The sequence below is a fragment of the Vibrio sp. YQ_11 genome (genome assembly GCF_043103065.1).
In the GTDB taxonomy this organism is placed as follows: Bacteria; Pseudomonadota; Gammaproteobacteria; order Enterobacterales; family Vibrionaceae; genus Vibrio; species Vibrio parahaemolyticus.
Window position 1 is genome coordinate 87,643 of record NZ_JBICJM010000010.1, and the last position, 12,124, is coordinate 99,766.

At 45.0% G+C, this 12,124-nt stretch carries 11 protein-coding genes; 2 read left to right on the forward strand and 9 right to left on the reverse strand.

The features are described from left to right. Window positions 1–66: 66 nt before the first annotated feature. The 8 genes from fabF to yceD form a co-directional block, all read right to left on the reverse strand. Window positions 67–1,317: a beta-ketoacyl-ACP synthase II gene (gene fabF / locus ACF8EG_RS07565; RefSeq protein WP_069504684.1), complete on the reverse strand. Its 1,251-nt coding sequence runs from the start codon at window positions 1,315–1,317 to the stop codon at window positions 67–69. 93 nt (window positions 1,318–1,410) lie between these two features. Beyond that, complete coding sequence (gene acpP / locus ACF8EG_RS07570) at window positions 1,411–1,644, reverse strand: acyl carrier protein (protein WP_004406112.1); 234 nt, start codon at window positions 1,642–1,644, stop codon at window positions 1,411–1,413. Window positions 1,645–1,889: 245 nt separating this feature from the next. Next, window positions 1,890–2,624: a 3-oxoacyl-ACP reductase FabG gene (gene fabG / locus ACF8EG_RS07575; protein ID WP_005494558.1), complete on the reverse strand. Its 735-nt coding sequence runs from the start codon at window positions 2,622–2,624 to the stop codon at window positions 1,890–1,892. 34 nt (window positions 2,625–2,658) lie between these two features. Then, window positions 2,659–3,582: an ACP S-malonyltransferase gene (gene fabD / locus ACF8EG_RS07580; RefSeq protein ID WP_015297035.1), complete on the reverse strand. Its 924-nt coding sequence runs from the start codon at window positions 3,580–3,582 to the stop codon at window positions 2,659–2,661. Between the two features lie 76 nt (window positions 3,583–3,658). Then, window positions 3,659–4,609 (reverse strand): beta-ketoacyl-ACP synthase III, encoded by a 951-nt coding sequence (locus ACF8EG_RS07585; RefSeq protein ID WP_069490072.1) that lies wholly within the window; start codon window positions 4,607–4,609, stop codon window positions 3,659–3,661. 5 nt (window positions 4,610–4,614) lie between these two features. Then, entirely contained in the window at window positions 4,615–5,640 is a 1,026-nt protein-coding gene (plsX, locus tag ACF8EG_RS07590) for a phosphate acyltransferase PlsX (protein ID WP_005490633.1), read from the reverse strand. A 10-nt stretch (window positions 5,641–5,650) separates the two neighbouring features. Beyond that, entirely contained in the window at window positions 5,651–5,821 is a 171-nt protein-coding gene (rpmF, locus tag ACF8EG_RS07595; protein WP_005396978.1) for a 50S ribosomal protein L32, read from the reverse strand. Between the two features lie 59 nt (window positions 5,822–5,880). Further along, on the reverse strand, window positions 5,881–6,405 hold the full coding sequence (yceD, locus tag ACF8EG_RS07600) for a 23S rRNA accumulation protein YceD (RefSeq protein WP_005461584.1): 525 nt from the start codon (window positions 6,403–6,405) through the stop codon (window positions 5,881–5,883). Between the two features lie 149 nt (window positions 6,406–6,554). Between yceD and ACF8EG_RS07605 the strand changes: the two genes are divergently transcribed. Further along, window positions 6,555–7,136: a nucleoside triphosphate pyrophosphatase gene (locus tag ACF8EG_RS07605; RefSeq protein WP_005494552.1), complete on the forward strand. Its 582-nt coding sequence runs from the start codon at window positions 6,555–6,557 to the stop codon at window positions 7,134–7,136. Window positions 7,137–7,230: 94 nt separating this feature from the next. Here the strand turns inward: ACF8EG_RS07605 and rluC are convergent, their stop codons facing one another. Beyond that, window positions 7,231–8,178, reverse strand: a complete 948-nt coding sequence (gene rluC, locus ACF8EG_RS07610; protein WP_005461586.1) for a 23S rRNA pseudouridine(955/2504/2580) synthase RluC — start codon at window positions 8,176–8,178, stop codon at window positions 7,231–7,233. 639 nt (window positions 8,179–8,817) lie between these two features. On the opposite strand from rluC, the gene rne reads away from it, so the two are divergent. Beyond that, on the forward strand, window positions 8,818–11,889 hold the full coding sequence (gene rne / locus ACF8EG_RS07615; protein WP_069504686.1) for a ribonuclease E: 3,072 nt from the start codon (window positions 8,818–8,820) through the stop codon (window positions 11,887–11,889). Window positions 11,890–12,124 lie beyond the last annotated feature (235 nt).

A 12,124-nucleotide genomic window follows, 5' to 3' on the forward strand; every position in this document is an offset into this window, starting at 1 on the left:
GCTCAATGCTAAGCATCGAGCCGTTAGAATACAAGTTTCGCGGTCTTAAAACCTTATTAGAGATTTTTACTCAGCGAACTTTTTGAAGATCAAAGAACCGTTTGTACCACCAAAGCCAAACGAGTTACAGATTGCGTATTCCATACCTTCAACTTTGCGCGCAGTGTGTGGCACAAGGTCAATGTCTAGACCTTCTTCTGGATCATCAAGGTTAATCGTTGGTGGAACGATTTGGTCAACCAAAGACATAATCGTGATGATAGCTTCAACTGAACCAGCAGCACCCAATAGGTGACCAGTCATTGACTTAGTTGAAGAAACAAGAACTTGTTTTGCGCCTTCTTCACCAAGAGCACGTTTCACACCCTTGATTTCAGCAACGTCGCCAGCAGGAGTAGATGTACCGTGAGCATTCACGTAACCTACTTGAGTACCCGTGATGTTCGCATCACGCATTGCTGCTTCCATTGCTAACGCACCACCTGAACCATCTTCACTTGGTGAAGTCATGTGGTAAGCATCGCCAGACATACCAAAGCCAACTAGCTCTGCGTAAATCTTAGCGCCACGTACTTTCGCATGTTCGTATTCTTCAAGAACCATCACGCCAGCACCATCACCTAGAACGAAGCCGTCTCGGCCTTTATCCCATGGGCGAGATGCCTTTTGAGGTTCGTCATTGCGAGTAGAAAGTGCTTTAGCAGCACCGAAGCCAGCCATACCAAGAGGCGTAGAAGCTTTCTCTGCACCACCAGCAACCATCGCGTCTGCATCACCGTATGCAATCATACGAGCAGCGTGGCCAATGTTATGTAGACCTGTAGTACATGCAGTAGAGATCGCGATGTTTGGACCACGAAGACCACGCATGATAGACAGGTTACCCGCAACCATGTTTACGATGGTCGAAGGAACAAAAAATGGGCTAACTTTGCGAGGACCTTTCTCAACCAGTGCTGAGTGACCAGTTTCAATGAGGTCTAGGCCGCCAATACCTGAGCCGATTGCAACACCAACTCGAGGCGCGTTTTCTTCGGTAATTTGTAAGCCAGAGTCATCTAGCGCTTGGATACCCGCTGCAATGCCGTACTGGATGAATAGATCCATTTTACGAGCATCTTTTTTAGACATGTACTCTGTGCAATCGAAATCTTTAACAAGACCTGCAAAACGAGTTGAGAAGTTCGTAGTATCGAAGTGTTCGATATTTACGATACCGCTTTTACCTTCAAGCAGGGCTTTCCAAGATGATTCTACTGTGTTGCCTACCGGTGACAACATACCCATGCCAGTGACAACTACACGACGCTTGGACACGATATAATTCTCCGGGAATTGAATATTTCTATGAGAGGATAGAAGAAGTTAGAAAGAACACAGGCGGTCTAGGAGACCGCCTGGGAGAGATAATTACTGAGCGCTGTTTACGTAGTCGATTGCAGCTTGAACAGTAGTGATCTTCTCAGCTTCTTCATCAGGAATCTCAGTGTCGAATTCCTCTTCTAGAGCCATAACTAGTTCTACAGTGTCTAGAGAATCAGCACCTAGATCATCAACGAAAGAAGCTTCGTTTTTAACTTCTGCTTCGTCTACACCTAGCTGTTCAACAATGATTTTCTTTACGCGTTCTTCGATGTTGCTCATTTTTCTTTTCCTTTACAGATTTCGCCTAATGCGATGATTCCGTAGTTTATTCGAACTATTGAAAGTTGCAAGGGGGTCCTTGCTGGTCAAACCACAAAATTAGCGAATTTAACCGAATTTCAATACATTTTTGACTTAAATCATGCACAAATCTTGCGCATAAGCATGACAAGTTCATGACAGTTAATTGCAACTATAGGCTATTTTTCACAATGTAAAATAGCTAAATTTGCACGAACTGTGCATTAAACCATGTACATGCCACCATTTACATGCAAAGTTTCACCAGTAATGTAAGCGGCTTCAGGTGAAGCTAGGAAAACTACTGCTGATGCAATTTCACGAGGATCACCCAAGCGACCAGCTGGCACGTTCGCCAACGTTGCTGCACGTTGGTCGTCATTTAGCGCCTTAGTCATGTCTGTTTCGATGAAACCAGGTGCAACTGTGTTAACCGTTACGCCACGAGAAGCCACTTCACGAGCCATTGATTTAGTAAAACCAATCACGCCCGCTTTTGCTGCTGCGTAGTTAGTTTGACCCGCATTACCCATAGTGCCTACAACAGAACCTACGTTGATGATACGACCCGCGCGTTTTTTCATCATGCCACGCAGAACCGCTTTAGACATACGGTAAATAGGCGTCAGGTTTGTGTTGATGATGTCGTTCCACTCATCGTCTTTCATGCGCATTAGTAGGTTATCGCGAGTGATACCTGCGTTATTCACTAGAATATCGATCGCACCAAACTCATCGTTAATGGTTTTTAGTGTTGCTTCGATAGACTCAACGTCAGTGACGTTAAGCGCTAAACCTTTACCATTTTCGCCTAGGTATTCGCTGATCGCAGCCGCGCCGCCTTCAGACGTTGCGGTACCAATAACGGTGGCACCGCGTTCAACAAGAAGCTCAGCAATCGCACGACCAATGCCACGGCTTGCGCCAGTCACTAGAGCGATTTTACCTTCTAGATTCATCATGTTGTGTTTTCCTTTTCTTATCGTGAAAGAATTATTTAGCGGCTTCTAACGACGCCACATCGTTAACTGCTGCTGCACTTAGTGTTTTCACGATACGTTTTGTTAGACCTGTCAGAACTTTGCCCGGGCCAAGTTCAAGAAGGTTTTCTACACCTTGTTCACTCATTAGCTGTACGCTTTCAGTCCAACGAACTGGGCTGTATAGCTGACGAACAAGCGCGTCTTTGATTTTTGCAGGGTCAGTTTCAGCTGCCACATCAACGTTATTGATAACTGGAAGTTGTGGTGTGTTGAATTCGATAGACTCTAGCGCTACTGCTAGTTTATCTGCTGCTGGTTTCATTAACGCGCAGTGTGAAGGCACTGACACAGGAAGAGGAAGAGCACGTTTCGCGCCAGCTTCTTTACACAGTGCACCAGCGCGCTCTACTGCATCTTTACTACCTGCGATAACAACTTGACCAGGAGAATTGAAGTTTACTGGAGAAACGACATCGCCTTGCGCTGCTTCTTCACACGCCTTTGCAATCGCATCATCATCTAGACCGATGATTGCATACATTGCGCCAGTACCCGCAGGAACCGCTTCTTGCATTAGCTTGCCACGTAGTTCAACCAATTTGATTGCTTCTTTAAAGTCAATCACGCCAGCGCACACAAGCGCTGAGTATTCACCGAGACTGTGACCCGCTAGGTTTGCTGGTTGTTCTAGACCAAGCTCTTGCCATACGCGCCAAATAGCGACAGAAGAAGCAAGCAATGCAGGCTGAGTACGGAAAGTTTGGTTTAGATCTTCAGCAGGGCCATTTTGAACAAGCGCCCATAGATCGTAACCTAGTGCGTCAGATGCTTCTGCAAATGTTTGTTTTACTACGTCATATTGTTCGCCTAGATCAGCAAGCATACCTACAGCTTGAGAACCTTGACCTGGAAATACGATAGCAAACTTGCTCATGTTGTTTTCCTTTAAGCAATGTAAAAAGAAATAAGATGCACGTGAGTGCACCTTAAATTTTGAATTCTCGCGAAACTTAGAATTTCACCAGAGCAGAGCCCCATGTGAAACCGCCACCGAAAGCTTCAAGTAGCAACGTTTGTCCACGCTTAATACGGCCATCACGAACCGCTTCATCAAGCGCCGTCGGAACTGTCGCTGCCGACGTGTTACCGTGCCTGTCTAATGTGACAACAACTTGGTCTAGTGACATTGACAGTTTTTTCGCCGTCGCTGAAATAATACGGTAGTTCGCTTGGTGCGGCACTAGCCAGTCTAGCTCAGACTTGTGCATATCGTTTGCTTCAAGCGTATCTTTAACGAGTTTAGACAGTTGAGTTACCGCAACTTTGAATACTTCGTTACCAGCCATATGAAGCCATTTATCAACATCTTTACCACGCTCTGGTACAGGTAGACTTAATAAATCACCAAATTGGCCATCCGCGTAGATATGCGTAGAGATAATGCCAGGCTCTTGGCTTACACCAACAACAACTGCACCCGCACCGTCACCAAACAAAATGATCGTTGAACGGTCAGTTGGATCACACGTTTTAGATAGTGCATCTGCACCAATCACCAATACGTTTTTACACATACCTGATTTGATATGTTGATCCGCAACAGACAATGCGTACACAAAACCAGAACAAGCAGCGGCTAAGTCGAAAGCCGGACAACCTTTAATGCCAAGCTTTGCCTGCACCTGACACGCAGATGAAGGGAAAGTATGGCTACTGCTCGTGGTAGCAACGATAATTAGGTCGATATCATTTTTATCAATGCCGGCCATATCGATAGCGTTTTCAGCTGCGTAGAATGCCATGTCCGCAACAGTTTCGTCTTCTGCTGCAATTCGACGCTCTTTAATACCAGTACGAGCTACGATCCACTCATCACTTGTATCTACCATTTTCTCTAGGTCTGCGTTAGTACGCACTTGAGATGGCAGGTAGCTGCCAGTACCTAAAATTTTGCTATACATGAAGACTAATAATGCCTCTCGAGTAAAACCGCTTCCAAACGATCGCTAATACGGCTTGGTACTTGTCGTTTGACCTCGTGTACTGCCTCGCCAAGTGCATTGACAATCGCAGATACATCCGCACTTCCATGGCTTTTTATGACAATGCCGCGCAATCCTAGCAAACTTGCGCCGTTATACTGGTCGGGGTTCAGTGTTTTTAGTTCATTAAATAGCCGAGAAAACAACTTTCTAGCAATCCAACCCTTTATCGTCGATGCCATCATGCTGGTTTTTAGTTTTTCGATAAAAAGTTGTGCTGTTCCCTCGCTGGCTTTTAAGCATACGTTGCCAACAAATCCATCACAAACGATGACATCGGCTACGTCATGCAAAATTTGATTACCTTCAATATAACCAACAAAATTGATAGCGTCGGTTTGAGAAAGCATTTCTGCACAGCGTTTAACTAAATCGTTCCCTTTAATTTCTTCTGCACCAATATTAAGTACAGCAACGCGAGGAGGACGACATAGGTGTTCTTCTGCTAATGCACTGCCCATCACGGCAAACTGAAACAGACTGTCTGCGTCACAAGACACATTCGCACCAAGATCTAACATCCAAGTACGTTTGCCACTGATGGTGGGTAAAGCTGAAACTAAAGCAGGCCGCTCTATACCGGGAAGCAACTTGAGGATAAATCGCGACAGCGCCATTAATGCGCCGGTGTTGCCGCCACTTACACAAGCATCCGCTTCTTGGTCAGAAACCAGATCAATTGCCATACGCATAGAACTGTTTTGGCTATTGCGTAATGCTAAAGACGGTTTTTCTGAGTTCGAGATAACTTTCTCGCTATGAAGAATAGTCAAGCGGGAACTGGTAGAGGTACCGAGTTGAGATAATTGAGATGTGATCAGGCTTTGATCACCTATAAGAATCACTTTTAGCTCTGGGAAATGAGACAGTGCCTGCACGGCGGCAGGCACTGTTACGCGTGGACCGAAATCCCCGCCCATTGCATCAAGTGCAACGGTAATACTTTGCAAAGGTTCAACCTTACTTGTTGATAACCTTTTGACCACGGTAGTAACCTTCAGCAGTTACGTTGTGGCGTAGGTGAGTTTCACCAGAAGTCGCGTCTACAGATAGTGCAGCTGTAGTTAGCGCATCGTGTGAACGACGCATACCGCGCTTAGAACGAGTTTTACGGTTTTTCTGTACGGCCATTGACCCTACTCCTATACTATTGGGTTAAAAACCTAAAGAAGAAGCGGCTACCACACCAGTTACTTTTTCAGATTTTTCAAAACGTCGAATGGATTCGGTTTCTTTTCCTCAATTTCTTCAGGAAGCTCACCAAAAACCATGTTATTTGAATCAACGCTACAATCCGCTTCATCGTGCATCGCAATTTGAGGTAATGCTAAGATGAACTCGTCTTCAACCAGTTGTATAAGGTCTAATTCACCGTACTCATTTAGATCTACCAAATCATAAATTTCTGGTGCTTCCTCTTCCGTCTTCTCACCGTAGTAAGGAGTGTAAAGGAATTCAACTTCACACGCGTGTGTGAATACCTCATTACAACGCTGACACTCTAATTCGACTTCGATGTTAGCTTTACCAGAGATAACAACAAGTCGCTGTTCATCTATCTCAAATGACAATGAGACTTCTGCGTCGCGTTTTACGCCTTCAGTTGCTTCCGCTAAGCGCTTGAAAAGACTAGCTTGGATGATGCCATCGTAATCTAATCGTTTCTGTGCGGACTTTGCTGGATCAACCGTTCGCGGTATTTTTACCTTTTGCATAGGGCGCGAATATTATCTTCCAAATCAAAATTAGTCAAAGAAAAAGGCAAAAAAGTTGTACTTTTTTACGCTTAACATACAGAGCATTAGCCATAATCAATTTTGATCGATTATCCTATTGGAAATGCTTGCGTGAATTGTAATTCAAAATGAAAAATTACCAACTGGTTTTAGCCTCAACCTCCCCTTTTCGTCAACAACTGCTTGAAAAGCTTTCAGTCCCGTTCATTTGTTTATCTCCTGACTGCGATGAAACGCCGTATGAGAGTGAAACTCCTCTGGATCTAGTGCAGCGCTTAGCCGTAAACAAAGCAACCTCTTGCTCTATTAATAAACCAAGTTTGGTCATCGGCAGCGATCAAGTTTGCGTAATTGATGGAAAAATCGTTGGCAAACCTCTAAATCGTGAAAATGCTATCAATCAATTACTTGCTCAAAGTGGTAAAGCCATCACTTTCTATACCGGACTGGCGGTTTATAACTCGGTGACGAATCTGACTGAAGTTGGCTACGACACTTTTGAAGTACATTTTAGAAACTTAAACCGTGAACAAATTGAACGTTACGTCGACAGAGAAGAACCGTTTTACTGTGCTGGCAGCTTCAAAAGCGAAGGGATGGGAATTTGTTTGTTCGAAAAGTTAGTCGGCAAAGATCCAAACACTCTCGTTGGCCTGCCTCTGATTGATTTGATTGATATGCTGCAAAAGCAAGGTTTCGAGATCTTGTAAGTTTAATCAACGCCTCTACTCATCATTTGAAACCTAATATATAAGTGAAATGCAAAAAGGGAGCTAGAGCTCCCTTTGTTTATAGTAAATGCGTTCAGTTTGCCTTTCTTAATCCAACAAGCACTTTCTCTAGTTTGGATTCCATCGGAGCATTAATTTCCATCCATTCATCATTAGACGGATGTTGAAACTTAATGTTCGCGGCATGCAAAAACAAACGGTCCAATCCAAGTTGACCAGTATAGGCATCAAAACGTCTATCTCCGTAACGATCATCCCATGCGATAGGATGTCCGGTGTACTGAGTATGCACACGAATTTGGTGAGTACGCCCCGTAATTGGGCTGGCTTGAATCAACGTCGCTTGCTCAAATTTCTCAAGAATTTTGAAACGCGTTTCCGATGGCTTACCGTTTGGGTTCACTCGTACAATACTGTTCACTTCATTTTTAAGTAGAGGTGCGTTCACAACTTTACAGCTGCTTTTCCATTGCCCCATTACTAAGGCGAAGTAAAACTTCTTCACCGTTTTCTCACGGAACTGCGCTTGCAAATGGCGAAGCGCCGAGCGCTTTTTAGCAACCAGTAAAATACCTGAGGTATCTCTGTCAATACGGTGAACCAATTCGAGGAAGCGTGCCTGTGGACGCAATGCCCTTAATGCTTCAATTGCACCAAACTTCAAGCCACTACCACCATGCACTGCTGTACCAGACGGTTTGTTCAGAATCAGCATATGATCATCTTCATAAATGATCATATGTTCTAGTTCAGCAACCTTATTAAGTTTCGTGCTTGGTGCGACATCCTCTTCCTTTTTCTCAACCGTTACAGGTGGAATTCGGACTAGGTCGCCAGCTTTTAGTTTATATTCGGCTTTGATGCGCTTTTTGTTCACGCGCACTTCACCCTTACGCACGATTCGATAAATCATGCTCTTTGGAATGTCTTTTAATTGGTTACGCAAGAAGTTATCAATGCGTTGACCCGCCATGTCTTCGTCGATATCAACGAACTGGACTTGTGTTCTTATCTCGCTCATACGCGCTATTGTAAACGTAAATCCGCGTGACTTCACATTATTCTTGCTGCAAAAGAAACACTTGTTGCGAGAATCTGCTCCGAAATACGCCAACCTTTTGTTTAGATTATTAAAACCCTTTCCCTTGTTCGGGTTTTGTTTTCTGTCTTTGGAAGTTTACGTGATTCAATCGCTTATTTAACAGCCAGTTATAAATTGGAAAATTTGAGTTTAGCGGCAAATTTTCCATCGTTTGCGCTAAAGCAGATTGCTGATATCCACGCGCACTGCTATAGTTCACAGCTGCTAAGGAAGGTTTGGTTATATTTTATTCACTACCAATCATTTGTCCTCAAGCAATGTGAGTAGAAGGTTGAAGCTCAGGTGCTGCATTGGCGTAAGACACATTGAATTCAACACTCTTGCCACCCTACTCCTCGCATATTCACGTTGAGTACCTACCGCCCAAATAGCGGGTTACAAGTCTACGTTTCTAACAGAAACCAAAATAGATTTGTGATGACTGAAGTGCCCCAGAGCATCCCCTTCCAGCCGGGAGGCTGCAAAATATTAGCCATGGGATCAGGCACCGTGAAACAGCGAAAAAAACGTGGCAAGTCGACAAGAAAGATATAAAAGAAAAGACAACGAGAATTTTCAATGAAAAGAATGTTAATTAACGCAACTCAAAAAGAAGAGTTGCGTGTCGCTCTGGTTGATGGCCAGCGACTTTTCGATCTTGATATCGAGAGTCCAGGACATGAATCTAAAAAAGCGAATATCTACAAAGGACGTATCACACGTATTGAACCAAGCTTAGAAGCCGCATTTGTTGATTACGGTGCTGAGCGTCACGGTTTCCTCCCTCTTAAAGAAATTGCCCGCGAATACTTCCCTGAAGGTTATACCTACCAAGGCCGTCCAAGCATTAAAGAAGTGCTGACTGAGGGCCAAGAAGTAATCGTACAGGTAGAAAAAGAAGAACGTGGTAGCAAGGGCGCAGCTCTAACCACGTTTATTTCTCTTGCGGGTAGCTACCTTGTTCTTATGCCAAACAACCCTCGTGCAGGCGGTATTTCTCGCCGTATCGAAGGTGATGAGCGTACTCAACTAAAAGCAGCATTAAGCACTCTAGAACTGCCTCAAGGCATGGGTCTGATTGTTCGTACTGCTGGCGTTGGTAAGAGCGCAGAAGAACTTGAGTGGGACTTGAACGTACTACTGAACCATTGGAGCGCGATTAAAGGCGCGGCAGACTCTAACCCTGCCCCATTCTTAATCCACCAAGAAAGTAACGTTATCGTTCGTGCAATTCGTGACTATTTGCGTCGTGATATTGGTGAAATCCTTATCGACAGCAACACCATTTATGAACGTGCGAAAGAGCACATTCAATTGGTTCGCCCAGATTTCATCAACCGCGTTAAGAAGTACGAAGGCGAAGTGCCGCTGTTTAGCCACTACCAAATCGAGAGCCAAATTGAATCGGCTTTCCAACGTGAAGTGCGCCTACCATCTGGTGGTTCTATCGTAATCGACCCAACGGAAGCTCTGACTTCTATCGATATCAACTCTGCTCGTGCAACTAAGGGTGGTGATATCGAGGAAACAGCACTTAATACCAACCTAGAAGCAGCAGACGAGATCGCTCGTCAATTGCGTCTACGCGACCTAGGTGGTCTAGTGGTTATCGACTTTATCGATATGACACCAGTACGCCACCAACGTGAAGTAGAAAACCGCCTACGTGAAGCTGTTCGACTAGATCGTGCTCGCGTACAAATCGGTCGTATCTCACGCTTTGGTCTTCTAGAGATGTCTCGTCAACGATTGAGCCCTTCTCTTGCAGAAGCAAGCCACCACATCTGTCCTCGCTGTAGCGGCACAGGGGTTGTTCGTGACAACGAATCTCTAGCACTTTCTGTTCTTCGTTTGATTGAAGAAGAAGCACTAAAAGACAACACAGCTCAAGTATTGGCTGTAGTACCAGTGCCAATCGCATCTTACCTATTGAACGAAAAACGTCGCTCGGTTAACCATATCGAACGAATTCAAGAAGTGAAAATTACGGTTGTTCCTAACTCAGACATGGAAACACCGCACTTTGAAGTAATTCGCGTACGCGAAGGTGAAGAGTTTGATTTAATTTCTTACCTACTTCCTAAGAAGTTGGAAGCAATGAAAGAAGCAGAAGGTAAAGAACCTTCTGAAACAGACATCAAACCTAAGCGAATCGAAGAGCCAGTTCTTAAGGGCTTTGCAGCGCCAGCTCAAACCGCTCCAGCTCCTGTTTCTAAACCTGCGCCGGTAGCGAAGAAGAAAGAAGTAGAGCAAGAAGCAAAACCTGGCCTATTCAGCCGTTTGTTTAAAGCACTAGGTAGCTTCCTATTTGGTGGTTCTGAAGAAGTAAAAGAAGAACCAAAACAAGAAGAGAAGAAATCAAACCGCGACAACAAGCGCAACAAACGCGATCGCAACGACCGTCGTCGTAGCAACCAACGCGATAACCGCGAAGGTCGTGAAAACCGTGATAACCGTCGTCGCCGTAAGCCTCGTGAAGAGCAAGCAAATGAGCAAAACGAAGCTCAACAGCCTGCAAACAAACAGCAACCAAACCGTAGCCAGAAGCGTAAGCCAAAACCTCAACAAGCTGAAAAAGCTCAAGAGCCGAAAGCAAACGCGAAAGTAGCGGAAAAAGGCTTACAACTTGCGGCTGAAGCTCGCTCAGAAGTGAAGCCTGAAGAGAATAAAGCGAAAGCAAACGCGAAAACAGAGAAAGTCAAAGAGCGCCGTCAACGTCGCAAACTGAACAAATCTGTTCGTGTTAAAGATCAACTTGCCGATGAGCAAGTAGAAGAAACAGCAGTGAAAGCAATTGAACCTGTTGAGTCTCAAGTAGATCAAGCCGTTGATACAGCAGCAGACGCACAGCAAGACAACAAGCAAGGTGAATCGAAACAACGTCGTAACCGTCGTTCTCCTCGTCACCTACGAGCAAGTGGTCAACGTCGTCGTCGTGGTCGTGATCGTCGTCCTAACCCATTCCGTCTGCGCAAAGGCGGTGTAGCATCTCCTGAGATGGCAATGGGTAAAGTGATGCCACGTTACATTCCAAAACCAGCGCCTAAGAAGGAAGAGCGAGTTCAGGAAGAAGCGGTTGTGGCAATTGCAACTGCACCTGCTATGCAAGGTGGTTTTGCTTGCCCTGAAATGGCAATGGGTAAAGTCATCATCCGTCGTGAGCAACCAGCGGTAGCTGAAGCACCTGTTGTTGAACCTAAAGTTCAAGAAACAGTAGAAGCTAAAGCTGAATCACCGATTGTTGAAGCTGTAGCGCCTGAAAAGGCAGAGCCAGTAGCGGTTGATCAAGCTCCTGTAGAGCCGATCGTTGAAGTGGCTGAAGCACCTGTTGCGGAAGCAACAACAGAAACAGTTGTTGAAGAAGCTCCGGTTCAAGAGCCAGTCGTTGCAGAAACTGTGGAAGAAGCAGCAACAGAAGTTGCCGTTGAAACTCCAGTAGCAGCGCCAGAGATGAAAGCTGAAGTTATCAACGTTGTTGCTAAGCCACGAGCTAGCGCACCAATGACAAAAGCACCTGGTCCTCAAGAACTACGTGAAATCGAAGTAGCCGCAGCGCCGTTTAAAGCTGAACGCTACCAAGCTAAAGGTGCTGGTAGCCAAGTGGCAACAAACCGCGCCTCTGCAGCAATGACAAAGCCAAACTTCAACTAAGTTTGAATACATTGCGATAGCCTGAAAGCTAGAATCAAAAGGCCACCGAAAGGTGGCCTTTTTTGTTTGTTCTCGGTCTAGCGTAATTGGTCATATTAATATCAACGACGGATCACATTTGTGGTTCATTATCCGTATCATTCTTGAACTTAATCACACTTTTCGGTAGCATTCGCCAACTCAAGTTTTCGACACCATTCTACTGCTGCTCTTTTATTACTACGGTTTACACTAA

What these genes read in the sequence shown, in the direction of transcription:
- ACF8EG_RS07605 (WP_005494552.1), top strand. Translation starts at nt 6,555, where the DNA reads ATGAAAAATTACCAACTGGTTTTAGCCTCAACCTCCCCTTTTCGTCAA.
- fabG (WP_005494558.1), bottom strand. Translation starts at nt 2,624, where the DNA reads ATGAATCTAGAAGGTAAAATCGCTCTAGTGACTGGCGCAAGCCGTGGC.
- ACF8EG_RS07585 (WP_069490072.1), bottom strand. Translation starts at nt 4,609, where the DNA reads ATGTATAGCAAAATTTTAGGTACTGGCAGCTACCTGCCATCTCAAGTG.
- yceD (WP_005461584.1), bottom strand. Translation starts at nt 6,405, where the DNA reads ATGCAAAAGGTAAAAATACCGCGAACGGTTGATCCAGCAAAGTCCGCA.
- rluC (WP_005461586.1), bottom strand. Translation starts at nt 8,178, where the DNA reads ATGAGCGAGATAAGAACACAAGTCCAGTTCGTTGATATCGACGAAGAC.
- rpmF (WP_005396978.1), bottom strand. Translation starts at nt 5,821, where the DNA reads ATGGCCGTACAGAAAAACCGTAAAACTCGTTCTAAGCGCGGTATGCGT.
- fabD (WP_015297035.1), bottom strand. Translation starts at nt 3,582, where the DNA reads ATGAGCAAGTTTGCTATCGTATTTCCAGGTCAAGGTTCTCAAGCTGTA.
- rne (WP_069504686.1), top strand. Translation starts at nt 8,818, where the DNA reads ATGAAAAGAATGTTAATTAACGCAACTCAAAAAGAAGAGTTGCGTGTC.
- acpP (WP_004406112.1), bottom strand. Translation starts at nt 1,644, where the DNA reads ATGAGCAACATCGAAGAACGCGTAAAGAAAATCATTGTTGAACAGCTA.